Origin of the sequence: Micromonospora musae (assembly GCF_003626635.1) — a bacterium.
Lineage (GTDB): Bacteria > Actinomycetota > Actinomycetes > Mycobacteriales > Micromonosporaceae > Micromonospora > Micromonospora musae.
The window spans coordinates 54,358-72,600 of record NZ_RAZT01000013.1 but is presented as its reverse complement, the minus strand read 5'-3'; the positions used below and the strand labels follow the sequence as shown (position 1 = coordinate 72,600).

The window sequence follows — 18,243 nt, the reverse complement described above, 5'->3', positions numbered from 1 at the left end:
GCCGGGCGTTCAACACATTTTTCGCAGCTCCGGACCCGCGCACGGGCCACGCGATCGACGTGGATCAGCGTTCGGCGCACCGGACGAGGAGCCGCCGACGGGGCGAGCGCCGGCGGTCAGAAGAGCACGGTGGCGAGCGTGCCGACCGGGCGGAAGCCACACCGTTCGTAGACCCGGCGAGCGGGCAGGTTGAAGTCGTTGACGTAGAGGCTGACCGTCGGCGCGACGCGCAGCAGGGCGTCGCGGACCACGGCCGCCATGGCCGCCGTGGCGATGCCTCGCCCCCGCCACTCGGGGGCCACCCAGACGCCCTGGATCTGCGCGGTCCGCCGGGTCACCACCGCCAACTCGGCCTTGAAGATCACCCGTCCGTCGACGAAGCGGGCGTACGCCCGGCCGCCGCGGACCAGCTCGCTGACCCGCCGGCGGTAGCTGCGCCCGCCATCCTCGGCCAGGGGTGAGACCCCGACCTCCTCGGTGTACATCGCCACGGCCGCCGGGAAGAGCCGGTCGACCTCCCCGGTGCGGACGCGGCGGACCTCCGGGTCGGCGGGGACCACCGGCAGCGCCTCGGTGGCCAGCAGCGGTTGGTTGGGGCGTACGTCCCGGGCCGGCCCCCACACGTCGCAGAGGCGGTCCCAGAGCCCGAGGACAGCGTCGGCCCGACCGACGATCGACGAGCAGAGCCGCTCCTCGCCGGCGAGCAGGTCGGCGAACGCGTCGACGGCCGGGTCGGTGGCGAGCACCGGGGTCAGGTTGCCGCCCAGCCAGCAGATCGATTCGAGGTTGCGTCGGGCGCCGTAGCCGAGGATGCGACCCTCGGCCCGCCACCAGGAGAGCCCGCGCGCGGCGATCCGCTCGGCGACCTGCGCGCCCGCGTACGGGTCGAGGTCGAGTAGGCGCTCGACCGCGCGTCGTTCCGATTCCCCCAGTTGCCGTACCGGCACCGTCAGCACGCCTCCAGCGTGCCAGATCCGCCCCCTGGCCCGCGGGCTGAGTACCGACTCCGTGTCACGCGGCCACCGGCTGCGCCACCCGGGTGCCCTCGGCCCACCGCACCACCGGGGGCACCAGGGCACCGACGGACAGGAAGAACACACCGAGGACCAACCAGCCCGGTACGCCCCAGCCGACCGCGAGCGTGGTCACCACGGCGGGTGCCACCATCGACCCGAGCTGCATGCCCATTCCGTACGCGCCCTGGTACTGACCCTGCGCGTCCGCCGGGGCGAGACCGAACGAGATGCCCCAGCCGGCCGCCGAGTGCCACAGTTCGCCCACCACGTGCACCAGCGACCCGGCGAGCAGCAGCGCCACGGCGGCCGGTCCGGGGACGGTGCCGCTGGCGGCGAAGAGCAGGCAGGCGGCGGCGATCACCACCCCCGCGCGGCGGGCGGCGCGGCCGGCTCCGGCCAGCTCCTCGGTGCCGCGGGAGGCACGGACCTGGAAGAGCACCACCATCACCGTGTTGACCAGCATGCAGGCGGAGATCAGCCAGTGCGGCGCTTCGGTGTGCTCGGCGATCCAGAGCGGCAGGGCGATGTTCAGCAGCCCGAAGTGCATCGACATCAGCCCGTCGAGCACGGTGAAGGCGAGGAACGGGCGGTCCCGCAGGGCCACCAGCCGTGGCCCGTGCGTGGGCGCGGGGACCGGCGGTACGACCGGCAGGCGGAGCAGGATCGCCGCCGCCAGCAGGTAGGTCGCGCAGTCCAGCAGGATCAGCGCCACGTACGCGGCCCGGGTGTCGGCGGCGAGTCCGACACCGGCGACCACCGCGCCGACCGAGATCCCCACATTGGTGACGGCGCGCAGGTAGGCGCGGGTGCGTACGCGCTGTTCGGCGGGGACGGCACCGGCGATCAGCGCGCCTCGGGCACCCCGGTTCGCCGCGTCGGCGATCGCCATGAGCATGCCGACCAGCAGGAAGGTCGGGAAGGACCGCACGGTGACCAGGGCGGCGGTGCACGCGGCGGAGGCGAGCAGCGCGGCGAGCTGGACGCCGCGCGGGCCGCGCCGGTCGGCGAGGTAGCCCATCGGGGTGCTGGCGATCAGGCTGACCAGCGCCGTGAGGGTGAGCCCGAGGCCGACCTGGGCCACGGTCAGTCCGACCGAGCGGGTCAGGAACAGGGCGCTGGCGGTCAGCCAGGTGCCCCGGCCGACGGTGTTGATCAGGGTCGAGAGGGCGAGGGTCCGGGCCGGTCCGGGGTCGGGAAGCAGTCGCACGGTCGGCAGCCTAGCAAGACGTACGTACGGTTTGCAGGCTCACCTTGTCGCCGACACATTGCCGATATATCGTTGATGCATCAGCGATACTTAGACAGGGAGCGGAACATGAGATTCCACCGCGGGCACCACGTGATGCACGAAGCGATGCACGAGGCGATGCACGGCGCGATGCACGGGGCCGTGCACGGCGCGATGCGGGAGGTCCGGATGCGGGGCGGCGGCTTCGGCTTCCCACCCGTGCCACCCATGCCGCACGGGCACGGCGGCGGCCACGGCTGGGGCGGACGGGGCCGTGGCAGGCGACGTCGGCCGAACGTGCGGGCGGCCGTGCTGGCGCTGCTCACCGAGCGCCCGATGCACGGCTACGAGATGATCCAGGAGATCGACTCCCGCACCGGGGGCGCCTGGCGGCCCAGCCCGGGCTCGATCTACCCGACGCTCCAACTGCTGGAGGACGAGGGCGTCATCGCCGCGGCCGAGGACTCCGGCGGCGGGCGGAAGCGGTTCACCGTCACCGAGGCCGGCCGCGCCGAGGCGACCGAGGCAGCCGAGAACCCGCCGTGGTCGGAGCTGGCCCAGGACACCGTCAACAGCTGGCACGACATTCGTGACGCCGGCGGGCAGGCGATGCAGGCGCTGCGGCAGGTGATGATGACCGGCACCGACGACCAGCGCGAGCGGGCCGCCCAGGTGCTCGACGAGACCCGGCGCAAGCTCTACGCCATCCTCGCCGAGTCCGACTGACCCCTCGCCCCGAGCCGCCGCGCGCATGCCACGGGGCAGGTTGGGGCAAATACACGGAAAGAGTGGTCATTCCCGCGGGAATGGCCACTCTTTCCGTGTAAGCGTGCCCTGCCCTTCGGGCGTGGGGCGCGGAGGCGGGAGGTCAGTGGACGGTGACGGTGGGGCTGGTGACCAGGCCGCGCAGCTCCTCGGGCAGCTCGGCGCCCATCTCCTCGGCCAGCCGGAGCGCCTCCTCGATCAGCGTCTCCACGATCTGCGCCTCGGGCACGGTCTTGATGACCTGCCCCTTCACGAAGATCTGGCCCTTGCCGTTGCCGGAGGCGACGCCGAGGTCGGCCTCCCGGGCCTCACCCGGACCGTTGACGACGCAACCCATCACGGCGACCCGCAGCGGCACCGGCAGCCCCTCCAGGCCGGCAGTGACCTCCTCGGCGAGCTTGTAGACGTCCACCTGCGCGCGTCCGCAGGACGGGCAGGAGACGATCTCCAGGCCACGCTCCCGCAGCCCCAGCGACTCCAGGATCTGGCTGCCGACCTTGACCTCCTCCACCGGCGGCGCGGAGAGGGAGACCCGGATGGTGTCACCGATGCCCTCGGCGAGCAGCGCGCCGAACGCCACCGCCGACTTGATGGTGCCCTGGAAGGCGGGGCCGGCCTCGGTGACGCCGAGGTGCAGCGGGTAGTCGCACTGCTCGGCGAGCTGCCGGTACGCCCGGATCATGACCACCGGGTCGTTGTGCTTCACCGAGATCTTGATGTCCCGGAAGCCGTGCTCCTCGAAGAGCGAGCACTCCCAGAGCGCCGACTCGACGAGCGCCTCGGCGGTGGCCTTGCCGTACTTGCTGAGCAGCCGCTTGTCGAGCGAGCCGGCGTTGACGCCGATGCGGATCGGCACCTTGGCCTCACCGGCCGCCTTCGCGATCTCCTTGACCTTGTCGTCGAACTGGCGGATGTTGCCCGGGTTCACCCGGACGGCCGCACAGCCCGCGTCGATCGCGGCGAAGACGTACTTCGGCTGGAAGTGGATGTCGGCGATCACCGGGATCTGCGACTTCTTGGCGATCGCGGGCAGCGCCTCGACGTCGTCCTGGGAGGGCACCGCGACCCGGACGATCTGGCAGCCGCTGGCGGTGAGCTCGGCGATCTGCTGCAGCGTGGCGTTGACGTCGGCGGTGAGGGTGGTGGTCATCGACTGCACCGAGACCGGCGCGCCACCACCGACTGGCACGGAGCCGACCATGATCTGGCGGCTGGCCCGGCGCGGCGCGAGCGGCGGAGGCGGCACGGGAGGCATTCCGAGGCTGACTGCGGTCACTTCAAACACTCACCTTGAGAAGAGCGTGATCGGGTTGACCACGTCCGCGGTGATGGTCAGCAGCGTGAAGACGCCACCGATCAGGATCACCGCGTACGTGAAGGGCATGAGCTTGAGGTAGTCCACGCGGCCCGGGTCCGGGCGGCGCAGCCGCGCGAACAGCCAGGAGCGGGCCCGTTCGAACCAGGCGATGGCGATGTGGCCGCCGTCGAGCGGGAGCAGCGGCAGCAGGTTGAAGACACCGATGAAGAAGTTCAGCGAGACGAAGAGCATGAAGAAGACCAGCCAGGCGTTGTTCTCCACGGCCTCGCCGCCGAGCCGGCTGGCGCCGACCACGCTGATCGGGGTGTCCACGTCCCGCTCGCCACCGGTGATCGCGTGCCAGAGCGCCGGAACCTTCTGCGGGATCCGCTGCAGGGCCTGCACGGTGCCGACCGCCATCTCGCCGGTGAAGTCGGCGGTGGCGCCGAACGCCCCGACCGGCCCGTACGTCACCCGGGTGGGTGTGCTCGGGATGAGCCCGACGCCGAGCGCGGCGACCGGGCCGACCGCGCCCTCCGGGTCGTCCAGCGGCGGCCGCTCGGTCCGGGCGAGCGTCGCCCGGGTCTCGGCCGGCTGCCCGTCGCGGACGTAGCCGATGGTCGCGGTGCTGCCGGGCTGGACGCCGCGCAGCGCGGTGAGCAGCTGGCCGTAGTTCTCGATCGGCTGACCGTTCAGCGAGGTGATCCGGTCACCGTCGCGCAGCTGGGCCTGCGCGGCGGGGCTGGCGGCGTCGCCGGGCGCGCAGGCACGGGCGGCGTTCTCGGGCACCACGCAGTCGCTGAGCGCGACGACCGCCGGCTCCTGGCGGACCTGCTCCTCGGTGCTGGGGAAGTTCGGGTTGGGCAGGCCGGCGGAGATGGCCAGGATCCAGAGCGTGACCAGCGCGATCGCGAAGTGGGTGATCGAGCCGGCGGACATCACGATCGTCCGCTTCCAGACGGGGTAGCGCCACATCACCCGCTTCTCGTCGCCCGGCTCGACGTCGTCGTCCTGCGGGGTCATCCCGACGATCTTGCAGAAGCCGCCGAGCGGGACGCCCTTGAGGCCGTACTCGGTCTCACCCTTCCGGAAGGACCAGACGGTGGGGCCGAAGCCGACGAAGTACTTGGTGACCTTCATCCCGAACGCCTTGGCGGTGATCATGTGCCCCGCCTCGTGCAGGCTCACCGAGATGAGGATCGCCAGGGCGAAGAGGACCACCCCGATCAGGTATGCCATCAAGCTCCTTCCACCGCCTCGGCGATGATCTCCTGCGCATGCGTACGCGCCCACGACTCGGCCGTCAGCACGTCCTCGACGGTACCTGGTTCGCCGAAGTCCGGAGCGTCGTCCAGGACCCTGGCGAGGGTGTCCACGATGCCGAGGAAGGGCAGCCGGCCGGCCACGAACGCGGCCACGCACTCCTCGTTCGCGGCGTTGTAGAGGGCCGGGCGGCAGCACCCGGCCTCACCCGCGGCCTTGGCGAGGGCGACCGCCGGGAACGCCTCGTCGTCCAGCGGGGCGAACTCCCAGGTGTGGCCGGTCGTCCAGTCGACTGCGGCGGCGGCGTCCGGCACCCGATCCGGCCAGCCGAGGCCGAGGGCGATCGGCAGCCGCATGTCCGGCGGGCTGGCCTGCGCGAGGGTGGAGCCGTCGGCGAACTCGACCATCGAGTGGATCACCGACTGCGGGTGCACCATCACCGTGATGTCGCCGTACGGGACGTCGAAGAGTTCGTGCGCCTCGATCACCTCGAGCGCCTTGTTGACCATGGTCGCGGAGTTGATCGTGACGACCGGGCCCATGTTCCAGGTCGGGTGCGCCAGCGCCTGCTCGGGCGTGACCTGGGTCAACTCGTCGCGCCGCTTACCCCGGAACGGGCCGCCGCTCGCGGTGACCACCAGCCGGCGCACCTCGCCCCGCGTACCGCCGCGCAGGCACTGGGCGAGCGCCGAGTGCTCCGAGTCGACCGGCACGATCTGCCCCGCCCGGGTCACCGCGGCCTTGACCAGCGGGCCGCCGGCCACCAGCGACTCCTTGTTGGCGAGCGCGAGCGTACGGCCGGCGCGCAGCGCCGCGAGGGTCGGCGCCAGCCCGAGCGAGCCGACCACCCCGTTGAGCACCACGTCACAGGGCCACTGGGCCAGCTCGGTCATGGCGTCCGGCCCGGCCACGATCTTGGGAAGCTTGAAGTCGCCGCTGGCCCAGCCACGCCGGCTCGCCTCGGAGTAGAAGGCGAGCTGGAGGTCCTGGGCGGCGGAGGCCTTCGCCACGCCGACCGCCTCGACGCCGAGTTCGAGGGCCTGGGCGGCGAGCAGCTCGACGTTGCCGCCGCCCGCGCCGAGCGCCACCACCCGGAACCGCTCCGGGTTGCGCCGAACGATGTCGATGGCCTGCGTGCCGATCGAGCCGGTGGAACCGAGCAGGACGAGCTCTCGCACGGAAGTCACCCGGCCATTCTTCCCCAGCCGCGCTGTACGTCCGCTGAGAGCCTCAAACTTCGCCGTTGACCTGCTCCGGAGCTGCCCTCGCGGCCTAGCGCGGCGGCGATGATCGACACGAGCTCATGGAAGTCGGGGCATCCACCTGCCCCGGATACCGCGAATTTCATGAAATCGAGTGGATCACCCCTGAAGTCGGGTGGATCGCTGCTCAGCCCTCGGCGTCCCGGCCGCCCGCCGGGAGGCTCGTCGTGCCCTGCTGCAGCACCTCCCGGAACGCCCGGTAGCGGTCCGCACCGATCGCGTCGGAGAGGTCCTGTTCGATCTGGTTCACGAGGGCGTCGGAGACCTCCATGAACCTGAGTCCACGCTCGGTCGGCATGATCAGCCGGGCGCGGCGGTCGGCCGGGTCGGGGGCGCGCCGGACGTACCCCAGGCGCTCCAGCTCGTCGAGGATCGCCCCCATCGTCTGCTTGTTGCGGCCGGCCAGCCGGGCGAGTTCGCCGGGGCGCGTGCCCTCGGCGTCCAGATACGCCATGACCGCCCCGTGCCGGGGCCGGACGTCCTCGAATCCCTGTTCCGCGGCGCGGGCGAAGAGCGCGCGCTGGACCCGCGCGGAGAGCTGGACGGCCAGGATGCCGAGGTCGGGATCCTGCTCCTTACGTGTGCTGCGCCTCATCTTTAGTCCAATCATTGGACGGTCTAATATTTGGACTATACCGTGGTCGACGGCATCACCGCCCGGACCTGCCTGACAGTAGGCGGCCCGGTGCCACGTGACAGCGGCCACCCACTCGCCCCCGGCCGATCCGGGCCGGCGCGGGGCGGCACGTAGCGCAACCCGCCGCGGACCAGCCGCAGCAGGATCACGACCCGGGTAACCGTGGAGGAGAGAGTCATGACCATTCTGGTGACCGGCGCGACCGGCATGGTGTCGAGCGAGGTCCTCCGGGCGCTCGCCGGCAAGGCACCGGTACGCGCCCTCGTTCGGGACAAGTCACGCGCCCCCCAGATCGACGGCGTCGAGTACGTCGAGGGTGACCTCGACCGCCCCGCCACGCTGCCGGCGGCGTTCGACGGCGTGACCACCCTCTGGCTGCTGACGCCGATGGGCCCGCTCGCGCCGAGCCAGAGCGCGAACGCGGTGTGGGCCGCCAAGCAGGCCGGGGTGCGGCACATCGTGCGGCTCTCCGCGATCGGCGCCGCGCACGACGCCCCCACCCGCAACGGCCGGCTGCACGCGCTCTCCGACGCCGAGCTGCAGAACTCGGGTCTGGGCTGGACGATCCTGCGACCCACCAACTTCATGCAGAACCTGCTCTCCACCCTCAACGGCGAGGAGCTGTACGGACTCTACGGCGAGGGCCGGGTCAACGGCATCGACGTCCGGGACATCGCCGAGGTCGCCGCCGAGATCCTCACCGCGCCCGAGTCACATGCGGGCAAGATCTACACCCTCGCCGGCCCGGCGAGCATCACCCTGCATCAGGCGGCCGAGGAGATCAGCCACGCGGTCGGGCGACCGGTGCGGTACGTGTCGCAGACCCCGGGCGAAACCCTCGACGGCCTGCTCCAGGCGGGGCTAGACGAGTGGATGGCGGAGGCACTCGCCGAGTACAACGCCGCCTACGGCATCGGATTCGGTGACGTGACCAACGACCATGTCAGCAGCGTCATCGGCCGGTCGCCGCGGAGCATCGCGGAGTTCGTCCGCGACCACCGGCAGCACTTCGCCGGGGCCTGATCGACCACGGCCCCGGGACGGCCCTTCGGTGTGGGTGCGAGCACCGAAGGGCCGCCCCGGCCGCCGGTACGGCGCCGCGCCCTGCCACGGCTTCGGACCAGCGCGCCGATGATCGACACGTGATCGCTGATGTCCGGCATCCAGCCGCCCGGGACACCGCGACGTGGATACATCGACTGGAACAGGCTGCAGCTGCGCCGGCGACACCCCGGACCACGCGGCCTTTGCCGTCAGCCCGTGATCGCGGCGCCCTCCGGAAGCAGGCCGCGGCCACGGAGATAGCCGGCGAGCGTCTCGCGGTCGACCGGGGTCAGCCCGGCGATCGTGACCGGAACGACCTGCTGCCGGTTGATCTTCAGAAGCAGCTGGCCGGGAATGGGTTCGACCGACTCCAGCGCCTCCCACCGGATCAGGCTTTCCATCAGCGCCGAGTCCATCCGCACGCCGGCGTCGGAGAACTGCCAGGCGATCGGGATGCCGTACCCCTTCCAGCTCGCCTGGACCGCGCTGCGAACCACCACCGCCGGCAGCGCCCAGAAGACGACGGCCCCCGCCAGCCATCCCAGCCCCACCAGCGGATCGTCGGTGAGCAGCGCGGCCGCCGCCGGCAGCAGGAGGATGAAGCCGCAGAGCGTGAAGAGGCGCAGGCTGCGACGGAGCGTACGGCGCAACGCCTGCGTCAGCAGCCGCCGGTCCGGCCGCGTCTCGAAACTGATCATCACGACCCCAGACGATACGACCTCCCGCCCTTCCCCCGGTGATCATGAAGTTATCGCCCGTTGGGAGCGCTCCGTCGGGCAACAACTTCATGATCGCGGGGCTCGGTGGGGGGCGATTCGGTCTAGGGTGCGAGGGCATGAGGAGTGAGATCCCGGCTCGCGCCGACGTGGTGATCGTCGGCGCCGGGCACAACGGCCTGGTTTCCGCCATCCTGCTGGCCCGCGCCGGGCTCGACGTGCTGGTGCTGGAGGCCGCCGACGTGATCGGCGGGGCCACCCGCACCGAGAACCCGTTCCCGAAGGTGCCGGGGCTGCGCCACTCCACCGGCTCGTACCTGCTCGGGCTGATGCCGCCGGAGCTGCTCGCCACGCTCGACGTGAAGATCCCGGTGCTGCGCCGCGACCCGCACTACTTCCTGCCCACGCCGGGCGGCCTGGGCTCGCCGTACCTGCTCTTCGGCAGTGACGCGGCGGCGAGCCGGACGCAGCTCGCCGAGTTCTTCTCCCCCGCCGACGCCGCCGCCGACGACGCCCTCCAGACCGAGCTGGCCGCGCTGCGGGAGGACCTGGCGCCCGCCTGGCTCAGGGAGCCGCTGCCCGTCGAGGAGACCGCCGAGCGCCACGTCCGTCCGGCGCTGCGACAGGTCTTCGTCGACCTGGTCCGCGGCTCCGTCGCCGACTACCTGGCCCGGTTCGACTTCCGGTCCGAGCTGCTGGTCAGCATGTACGCCGTCACCGACGGCCTCTCCGGGCTGAACGCCGGACCGGACGACCCGGGCACCGGCCACAACTTCCTGGTGCACAACATGTGCCGCCTCCCCGGCTCCGGGGGCACCTGGATGATCGCCGAAGGGGGCATGGGCACGGTCTCCCGTACCTTCGCCGAGGCCGCCCGGGCCGCCGGGGCGCGGATCGTTCCCAGTGCGCGGGTCGACGCGATCACCCTGGACGGCGGCGCGGCGAGCGGCGTGGTGCTCGCCGACGGCCGGGAGGTGGCCGCCCGGGTGGTGCTCGGCGCCTGCGACCCGTACCGGCTGATGGAGCTGCTGCCCGACGGCGCGCTCCCGGCCCCGCTGAGCGCGCGCATGGCGGCGGTACGGCGACCCGGCACCACCCTCAAGCTGAACCTGGCGCTCACCGGGCTACCCCGCTTCTCGTGCCTGCCGGCGGACGCCCCGAGCCCGTTCGGCTCGACCATCCACCTGCTGCCCGGCTCCACGTCGCTGGTGGGCGGCGGCGGGGAGTCACCGATGGCGGCCCTGCGCGCCATGTGGGCGCAGGTGCAGGCGGGCCACCTGCCGGCGGAGCCGACCATCGAGTGGTACCTGCACACCACGGTCGACCCGTCGCTCTCCGACGGCCAGGGGCACCACTCGTCCGCGCTCTTCGTGCAGTCGGTCCCCTACGAGCTGGCCGGCACCACCTGGGACGCGGCGCTGCCCGGCTACGTCGACCGCCTGGTCGGGATCTGCGAACGGTACGCGCCCGGCACGGCCGACCTCATCGCGGACGCGGTGCCGCTGCCGCCGCCGGGCATCGAGGCGCACTTCGGCATCACCGGTGGGCACATCCACCACGTGGACAACACGGTCTCCTTCACCGACCGCATGCCGCACGCCACCGGCGTCGACGGGGTGTACGCGGGCAGCGCCGGCTGCCACCCGGCCGGCAGCGTGATCGGTGCGGCCGGCCACAACGCCGCCAACCGCATCCTCGCCGACCTGACCCACTGATCCGGCCCCGGAGCGGTGCGTCGGCGTGGCCGTACACCACCACGGCGATCCCCGGCAGTGGTCAGCGGGCGTAGGAGGGGAGGTCGCCGGGCCCGCGAAGCAGGTAGACGCCGACCAGCACCAGGTAGAGGCTGAGGCTGAGGATCGGGTTGACGAAGACGAAGGCGAACGCGATCAGGTAGAGCAGCGGCCCGAGCAGGAATCGGCGGGCCACCAGCCGGGCCAGCCGGGGATCCAGGTCGGGGTGCAGCAACCCGCGTCGACGCGCCCACCACCAGCTCAGGTTGAAGAAGAGCGCCTCACCGAGCACCGCGCTGACGTAGAGCCCGGCGCTCAGTCGCTGGTCCGCGGCGGGCCCGCGCAGATGGTCCGCGAGCAGGTCCGCGGCGAACGGGATGGCCGCCACGAAGAGCAGCAGGGCCAGGTTGAACACGAGCAGCACCTGGTCCACCCGGACGACGTACCGCCACATGTTGTGGTGGGTGAGCCAGACCTGACCGACGATCGCGAACGTGATCACGTACGCGAGGTACGCCGGCCACTCATGCCGGAGCGCGCCGACCAGGCCCGATCCGTCGGTGCGGGCCGGGCCGAGCTGAAGCAGGTCGACAGCCATCAGCGTCAGCACGATCGCGATGACCGCGTCGCTGAACGCCTCCACCCGGGAGGCGTCCCGGGCCATCTCGCGGTTCCGTCCGTACCGGTACCGCGCCTCGTCGTCCCCCTCGGTCACGCCCCGCTCCCGCCGATCACCCGGAGGTGGCGTCCACTAGGCGTTCCCGTGGTTCACCACAGCTCCAGGATCGGCCCCGGCGGGGCGGGACGGGACCGAAATCAGCTCGCGGCCTCGGTGGCCTGTGCGGCGTCGGCGCGGTGCGCACGGATCTTGTGGCCCACGCTGGTCAGGCAGCGGCCGCTGGCGAGGTCGAATCGCCAGCCGTGCAGCTGGCAGGTCAACTGGTCCCCGTCGACGATCCCGAACCGGCTCAGGTCGGCCTTCAGGTGTGGGCACCGCCGCTGCACCACCCAGTCGCCGAGGGTGATGTCCTCCGCGTCGACGGCTCGCTCGTGCTCGTCGTACCAGCCCTCGGCGTACTGGAGCCGCTCCTCGGAGAGGCACTTGAAGAAGGCGTAGACGAACTCGTTGTACTGGCCGATCCGGGCCGCCGAGAAGCGGCAGGAGAGGAAGAGCGAGTTGACCCAGTCCACCTCGTCGATGAAGAGCAGGTGCTCGATCAGCGACCGGTCGGTGCGGAACCGGTAGCGGACCTTCTCGTCCGCGTACGGCCGCACCTCCTTGCCCGGGAAGTCCACCACGATGGATTCAACGGCCTCCCCGCCCGAGCTGTCAGTGCCGACCAGGTCGAAGCGGACCGGACCGCCGACGCCCTTGGCCAGGTAGATCGACTCGTCCAGCAGCGGCTCGATCCGGCGCTTCATCTCGCCGAGCACGTCGACCTCGGGGTGCCGCCAGGACGCCTTCTCCGCCTCGATGATCGGACGCTTGCGCTCCCGCATCTCCTCCAGGTGGGCGACCTTGTTCGCGAAGAACTCCTCGACCGGCACCGGGTGGATGGTGGTCGCGCCCTCGGTGGTGACCTCGGCGACGCTGCCCGGCAGCAGCACGATGCCGTTGGTGCCGCCGACCTTGGCGTACTCGCTCAGGAACACCGACTGGTCGGGGAAGATGTTCCCCTCGTCGCCGAAGATGTCGTTGAACTGCCACAGCTCGTCGTCGAGGAAGCACGGCGGGCCGGCGATCGGGAAAACGTGCGACGCCTTCAGGTCGTCGATGTAGCGCCAGGTGCGGTCGAACTGCCGGTCCCGCTTCTGCTTGCCGAACGCGGTCTTGGCCGCCTGCGGCAGCTCGTAGACCATCGGGTACCAGATCGCGCCGGAGAACTGGAGCAGGTGCGCGTGCACGTGCCCCAGCTTCGCGAAGGCGGTCAGGTCGGTGGGGCGGGCGTCGTTCTGGTTGAGCAGCCGCACGCCGTCGTACTCGACCCAGAGGGACGAGTCACCGATCGGTCCGTCGGTCGGGCTGGTCAACGCCTGGATCATGATCTTCAGGCCGCCCGGAAGCTCGACGACCTGCTCGTTCGGCGCCTTGATGAACTTGGTGAAGCCCAGCGCCCGGAACTCGTCCTCCATCTCCGAGGTGGGGAACTCGGGAAGCAGCACGGTCGCGTCCTTCGACACGAAATCCCGCAAGTGCTTCGCGTCGAAGTGGTCCCGGTGCAGGTGGGAGACGTACAGGTAGTCGACCTGGCCGAGGGCCTGCCAGTCGAGCAGCGAGTTGTCGGGAAACGGGAACCAGGAGGCGAAATAGGCCGGATTGACCCACGGGTCGCACAGGATGCTGCCCGCGGCCGTGTCGATCCGCATGCTGGCGTGCCCGGTACCGGTCACTCGCACCGCAGTTTCCCCCTCAAAAAGACGTATCAAGGTGTACGCCAAACGCTACCGGAGTGGTCGGGGCCCCCGGTCCGCGACGCCGGTAGTGCCGTCGTACCCGCCCGGACACCGCGCCGGCGCGTGCTCGTACCGTCTCGCGGCGGGTTTCCCGCACCTCGCCCGCCGCCTCCGAACGGTGTCCGGTCGTCCTCGCGGGTCACCTGCGCCCCATCAGATCGGACCCTGCGCCACGGCCGGTACGGGGCGTGCCAGACTAACCGGAGATCCGATCGCGAGGGAAGGACCGACAGTGGCAGGAAGCGAGCCGGTAACCGCGCCAGATCAGCACAAGCCCGGACACCGCAAGTCCGGACGGATCGGGGCGGTGCTGTCGGCGGCGGTGCTGGTCCTCATGGCGTTCTGCGGCAACCATGAGGGCAAGGTCGAGGAGATCTGGCTGGTCGGCCTGGCCGCCGTACTTCTGATCATCGTCATCGGCGACTCCGTGCTGCGGCGCAGCGGCCTGCGGTCCTGACCCGGGCGCCGGCGCCGGGTCCGCCCGGTGTGTGACCATGCGCGAGGGCCCGCCCTTCCCGATCGGGAAGGGCGGGCCCTCGTCGTACGCGGCGTGGCCGTCGCGCCGCCGGAGCGTCAGCGGCCGAAGAGGATGTCCTGCACGTCCTTGAGCGCGGCGTCGACCTCCGCCTCGAAGTAGCCGCCGGGTACGAGGCCGAAGCGCAGGGTGTCCAGGTCCTTCGGGTTCACCGGCATCTGATTGCGGCCGGCCATGCCGCCGAGCAGGCTCTCGAAGAACCGGTCGACCTGGTCCGGGTCGTATCCGCTGCCGAAGCGGCGCACCTGGAAGCGACGGCGGATCTGGTCCACCCGGTAGAGGTCACTCCCGGGCGGCCCGGCCATCGGCGGGCCACCCGCCGGGGGACCACCGACCGGGGGGCCGCCCATCGGCGGACCACCGACCGGGGGGCCGGCCATCGGCGGCGGGCCGGGCACGGCGGGCGGACCGCCCATCGGCGCGCCACCGTAGCCCTGGTGAGGCATCGGCGGCGGGCCGGCCGGGCCACGGCGCAGGTCACGGGGGTCCCGCTCGGGCATCATGTCGCGCGGGTCCCGCTCCGGCATCCGGATCTCCGCGGTCATGTCGGGGCGGGCCCGCCGGCCGGCCTCGAAGCCGTCGAAGCGCGGTTCGTCCTGGCCGTAACCGCTCGGGCCCGCGGGAAGGCCACGCTGCGGGAGGGGCGCTCCACCGCCCGGGCCGCCCATCGGCATGCCGGGGCCGGGGCCGGCCGGCGGGCGCGGGCCGTCGAAGCCGCCGCGGGGGGCGTCGTACCCGCCGGAGAAGGCGCCGGTCGGCTCGTCGTAACGGCCGTAACGATCGGTGGGCGGGCCGGCCTGCGCGGGCATCGGCCGCGGCGGAAGCGGCTGCGGGACCGGAGGCATGCCCCGCTCGTCGCGCATCGGTGGCCCCATCCGGTCGGGCGGACCCATGCGGTCCGGCGGCCCCATCCGATCGGGCGGCCCCATCCGGTCCGGCGGACCCATCCGATCGGGCGGCCCCATCCGGTCCGGCGGCCCCATCCGGTCCGGCGGCCCCATCCGATCGGGCGGCCCCATCCGATCCGGCGGACCCATCCGATCGGGCTGACCCAGTCGGTCGCCCATGCCGGAGTCCCCGCCGCGTCCGAGGGCGCCGCCGCGCTCCTCCAGCTCGGCCAACTGGCGCTCGACCCGGTCGAGGTGCAGGTCGACCTGCCACTCGTCGTAGCCGTTGAACCGGACCCGGAAGACGACGTCATGGACCTCCTGCGAGGCCACGGGCGCGCCCACCGGCTGGCCGGCGAGCGTCGCCTCCACCCGGTCGAGGAAGGCGTCCACCTCGTCGACCTTGTATCCCCGGCGGACCGCTTTACGCCGGAAACGCTGACCCTGACTCGCCACTATGTCTCCTGGTTTCCTTCGCCACGCCTGGTCACGCCGATGCCGCTGCGGCGCGGTCGATGTCGCTGTCCTCCGCGGCGGCGAGCTGCCCACACGCCCCGTCGATCTCACGCCCCCGGGTGTCCCGCACGGTGGTGGACACCCCGGCGGCCCGCAAGCGCCGGACGAACTCGCGCTCGACCGGCTTCGGGCTCGCGTCCCAGCGGCTACCCGGCGTCGGGTTGAGCGGAATGAGATTCACATGTGCCAACTTGCCGGCCAGCAGCCGGCCGAGCAGGTCGGCGCGCCACGGCTGGTCGTTCACATCCTTGATCATCGCGTACTCGATCGACACGCGGCGTCCCGTCCGGGCCGCGTAGTCCCACGCTGCGTCCAGCACCTCGGCCACCTTCCAGCGCTGGTTGACCGGCACCAGTTCGTCGCGCAGCTCATCATCAGGGGCGTGCAACGACAGCGCAAGAGTCACCGACAGGTCTTCGCTGGCCAGTCGGCGAATGGCCGGCACCAGGCCGACGGTGGAGACGGTGATGTGCCGCTGGGACAGGCCGAGCCCCTCGGGAGCCGGGGCGACCAGCCGGCGGATCGCCGCGACCACCCGGGAGTAGTTCGCCAGCGGCTCGCCCATGCCCATGAAGACCACGTGCGAGAGGCGGGCCGGGGACCCGGCCACCGCGCCGGAGGCGGCCACGCCGGCGAGGTAGACCGCCTGGTCGACGATCTCGGCCGTGGAGAGGTTACGAGTCAGCCCGGCCTGGCCGGTGGCGCAGAACGGGCAGGCCATGCCACAGCCCGCCTGGCTGGAGATGCAGACCGTCACCCGGTCCTCGTACCCCATCAGCACGCTCTCCACGAGCGAGCCGTCGTGCAGCCGCCACAGCGCCTTACGCGTCGCGCCGTCGTCGCAGGTCAGCTCCCGCACCGCGGTGAGCAGCCGGGGCATCAGCCGCTCGGCCAGCCGCTCACGGGCGGCGGCGGGCAGGTCGGTCATCAGCTGCGGGTCACGGACCAGCCGGCCGAAGTAGTGGTTGGAGATCTGCTTCGCACGGAACGCCGGCTCGCCCAGCTCGGCGACGAGCGCCTGGCGGCCCGCCAGGTCGAGGTCGGCGAGGTGCTGCTGGGGCAGGGCGGCGCGGCGCGCGGGCTTGTCCGGCACGGCGGGGATCAGGGGCAGGCTCGTCATGGCGGGTCCAGTCTGTCACGCCGAACGGCGTACGCACCTGTCCGGAGGTGCCGAACCGACCCCCGCCCTCCGGTCAAGGGGTCCTCCTGGTGGCGGAGCACTCCGCCTCCGTCCGACCGGTCCGCCCCGCCGGCGCTCGGGCAGCTCACCCGGCCACCGGCACGAGGACGGCCAGCAGCAGGTACGCGGTCGGCACCGCGAAGAGGATCGAGTCGAGCCGGTCCATCAGCCCGCCGTGCCCCGGCAGAAGGTTGCTCATGTCCTTCACCCCGAGATCCCGCTTGATCATCGACTCGGCGAGATCGCCGAGTACGGCCGCGCAGGAGATGGCGACCCCGAAGACCGCGCCCCACCACGGGGCCACGTCGAACACCAGCCAGAGGAGCAGCGCGCTGCCGAGCGCCGCGGCCGTGACGGAACCGCCGAAGCCCTCCCAGGACTTCTTGGGGCTCACCGTGGGGGCCATCGGATGCTTTCCGAGGAACACGCCCGCGGCGTACCCACCGGTATCGGAGAGCACCACCGCGATCAGGGCGGCCAGGATCCGCCACGGACCGTCGTCGGGCGCCGCCGCCAGTAGCGCCGCGAACCCGCCGAGGAACGGCACGTAGACCGCGATCAAGGTGGAGGCGGTCAGGTCGCGCTGGTAGCCGGCGGGCCCGTCCCCCAGCCGCCAGATCATCACCCCGAGCACGGTCACCAGCAGACCGAGGCTGAGCGCGTCCGGGCCGGCGAACCAGGCCAGCCCCACGGTGAGCGCGCTGCCGGCGACCAGCGGGACCAGCGGTGGATTGGCGCCGCTGCGCCCCACGGCCCGGGTCAGCTCCCAGACCCCGATGCAGACGGCGGCGACGACGACCGCCAGGAACAACGGCGGGTAGAGGAAGAGCGGCAGCAGGATGAGGGCGCCGAGACCCAGCCCGACGCCGATGGCGGCCGGCAGGTTACGTCCGGCCCGGCCGGAGGCCTGCAGGGTGGCGGGACGATCCGCGCTGGCGCGCCGCTTGCCCGGGCCGCGGCGGCCCGGCGTCCGCTCCGGCTCAGGGGCCGGGGCGAGGTCGGCCCGGACCGGGTCCGGAGCGAGGTCGGCCCGGATCGGCTCCAGCTGCGCGGTCGGGAAGCCGGACTCGTCGTCGTACCGTCCGGTCCGCTCGTCGGCGTATCCCTGCTCGTCGGCGTATCCCTGCTCGTCGGGATACCCGCGCTCGCCGGGATGGCGGCGCTCGCCGGGATGGCGGCGCTCGTCGGGATACCCGCGCTCGCCGGGGTGACGGCGCTCGTCCGGATACCCTCGCTCGTCGGGCCGCTCCCGGTACGGGTCACGGCCACGGTCGTCGTCGTAGCGGTCGGCGTACGGCTCGTCGGAGTACCGCTCACGGAGCGGGGCGGGCGGGCCGCCCTGGTAGCGCTCGTCGTCACCGTACGGATCGGCCCGCCGGTCCCGGTACCGGTCCCGCTCGCCGTGCGACGGTCCACCCCGCCCGGGGCGCGCCGGGCCCGAGTGCCGCCCGTCGTCGTACGGATCCGGCGGGTACGGCCCGTCACGGTCGTCGTACGGGCCCGCCGGGTAGGAGCCGCCGTCGTCGTACGGGTCGGCCGGTGGCCGGGAACGGGTCCGAGGCTCGGCGTAGAGCTCCGGCCCGGGTGCGGGGTTGCGCGTCCACGGCCCCGGATCGATCTCGGGATCCGGCCACGGCAGGGCCGCCGGCCGGTCCGGCCGGTCCCAGCCTCGGGGCTCAGCGCCGCTGTAGGGGTCGAGGGGGGACATCA

16 protein-coding genes are annotated in these 18,243 nt (G+C 72.2%); 4 read left to right on the top strand and 12 right to left on the bottom strand.

Annotation, left to right across the window (positions count from 1 at the left end; genetic code table 11):
• Positions 1-116: 116 nt before the first annotated feature.
• Together D7044_RS24370 and D7044_RS24365 are read right to left on the bottom strand one after the other, a co-directional pair.
• A complete protein-coding gene (locus D7044_RS24370; protein ID WP_120677198.1) occupies positions 117-956 on the bottom strand; it encodes a GNAT family N-acetyltransferase in 840 nt (279 codons plus the stop codon).
• A gap of 55 nt (positions 957-1,011) precedes the next feature.
• The gene (locus tag D7044_RS24365) at positions 1,012-2,223 is read right to left on the bottom strand and encodes an MFS transporter (protein ID WP_120690315.1); all 1,212 of its coding nucleotides are present in this window, start codon (positions 2,221-2,223) and stop codon (positions 1,012-1,014) included.
• A gap of 159 nt (positions 2,224-2,382) precedes the next feature.
• Here D7044_RS24365 and D7044_RS24360 point away from each other — a divergent pair, with 159 nt between their 5' ends.
• Entirely contained in the window at positions 2,383-2,970 is a 588-nt protein-coding gene (locus D7044_RS24360) for a PadR family transcriptional regulator (protein ID WP_407663345.1), read from the top strand.
• A gap of 142 nt (positions 2,971-3,112) precedes the next feature.
• Here D7044_RS24360 and ispG read toward each other — a convergent pair whose 3' ends face one another.
• From ispG to D7044_RS24340, 4 genes are all read right to left on the bottom strand, one after another.
• Positions 3,113-4,285 (bottom strand): flavodoxin-dependent (E)-4-hydroxy-3-methylbut-2-enyl-diphosphate synthase, encoded by a 1,173-nt coding sequence (gene ispG / locus D7044_RS24355; RefSeq protein WP_120677204.1) that lies wholly within the window; start codon positions 4,283-4,285, stop codon positions 3,113-3,115.
• A gap of 9 nt (positions 4,286-4,294) precedes the next feature.
• On the bottom strand, positions 4,295-5,545 hold the full coding sequence (locus D7044_RS24350) for a M50 family metallopeptidase (RefSeq protein WP_120677206.1): 1,251 nt from the start codon (positions 5,543-5,545) through the stop codon (positions 4,295-4,297).
• Positions 5,545-6,756: a 1-deoxy-D-xylulose-5-phosphate reductoisomerase gene (gene dxr, locus D7044_RS24345; RefSeq protein ID WP_120690314.1), complete on the bottom strand. Its 1,212-nt coding sequence runs from the start codon at positions 6,754-6,756 to the stop codon at positions 5,545-5,547. Before dxr ends, D7044_RS24350 begins: the two co-directional genes overlap by 1 nt.
• A 202-nt stretch (positions 6,757-6,958) precedes the next feature.
• Positions 6,959-7,426 (bottom strand): MarR family winged helix-turn-helix transcriptional regulator, encoded by a 468-nt coding sequence (locus tag D7044_RS24340; protein ID WP_120677210.1) that lies wholly within the window; start codon positions 7,424-7,426, stop codon positions 6,959-6,961.
• 219 nt (positions 7,427-7,645) lie between these two features.
• Here D7044_RS24340 and D7044_RS24335 point away from each other — a divergent pair, with 219 nt between their 5' ends.
• A complete protein-coding gene (locus D7044_RS24335) occupies positions 7,646-8,491 on the top strand; it encodes an SDR family oxidoreductase (protein WP_120690313.1) in 846 nt (281 codons plus the stop codon).
• Positions 8,492-8,721: 230 nt separating this feature from the next.
• Here the strand turns inward: D7044_RS24335 and D7044_RS24330 are convergent, their stop codons facing one another.
• The gene (locus tag D7044_RS24330; protein WP_147434713.1) at positions 8,722-9,213 is read right to left on the bottom strand and encodes a YcxB family protein; all 492 of its coding nucleotides are present in this window, start codon (positions 9,211-9,213) and stop codon (positions 8,722-8,724) included.
• Positions 9,214-9,347: 134 nt separating this feature from the next.
• Here D7044_RS24330 and D7044_RS24325 point away from each other — a divergent pair, with 134 nt between their 5' ends.
• Complete coding sequence (locus D7044_RS24325; RefSeq protein WP_120690311.1) at positions 9,348-10,943, top strand: phytoene desaturase family protein; 1,596 nt, start codon at positions 9,348-9,350, stop codon at positions 10,941-10,943.
• A 61-nt stretch (positions 10,944-11,004) separates the two neighbouring features.
• Here the strand turns inward: D7044_RS24325 and D7044_RS24320 are convergent, their stop codons facing one another.
• Together D7044_RS24320 and D7044_RS24315 are read right to left on the bottom strand one after the other, a co-directional pair.
• A complete protein-coding gene (locus D7044_RS24320) occupies positions 11,005-11,625 on the bottom strand; it encodes a TMEM175 family protein (protein WP_120677831.1) in 621 nt (206 codons plus the stop codon).
• Between the two features lie 152 nt (positions 11,626-11,777).
• Entirely contained in the window at positions 11,778-13,358 is a 1,581-nt protein-coding gene (locus D7044_RS24315; RefSeq protein ID WP_120690310.1) for a Rieske 2Fe-2S domain-containing protein, read from the bottom strand.
• A 289-nt stretch (positions 13,359-13,647) separates the two neighbouring features.
• On the opposite strand from D7044_RS24315, the gene D7044_RS24310 reads away from it, so the two are divergent.
• Entirely contained in the window at positions 13,648-13,872 is a 225-nt protein-coding gene (locus D7044_RS24310) for a DUF2631 domain-containing protein (protein WP_120677221.1), read from the top strand.
• A 116-nt stretch (positions 13,873-13,988) separates the two neighbouring features.
• On the opposite strand, the gene D7044_RS24305 is transcribed toward D7044_RS24310, so the two are convergent.
• The 3 genes from D7044_RS24305 to D7044_RS24295 form a co-directional block, all read right to left on the bottom strand.
• Positions 13,989-15,293, bottom strand: a complete 1,305-nt coding sequence (locus tag D7044_RS24305; RefSeq protein WP_120690309.1) for a DivIVA domain-containing protein — start codon at positions 15,291-15,293, stop codon at positions 13,989-13,991.
• Between the two features lie 31 nt (positions 15,294-15,324).
• On the bottom strand, positions 15,325-16,473 hold the full coding sequence (gene rlmN / locus D7044_RS24300; protein ID WP_120677225.1) for a dual-specificity RNA methyltransferase RlmN: 1,149 nt from the start codon (positions 16,471-16,473) through the stop codon (positions 15,325-15,327).
• Positions 16,474-16,618: 145 nt separating this feature from the next.
• Positions 16,619-18,241 (bottom strand): phosphatidate cytidylyltransferase, encoded by a 1,623-nt coding sequence (locus D7044_RS24295; protein WP_120690308.1) that lies wholly within the window; start codon positions 18,239-18,241, stop codon positions 16,619-16,621.
• Positions 18,242-18,243 lie beyond the last annotated feature (2 nt).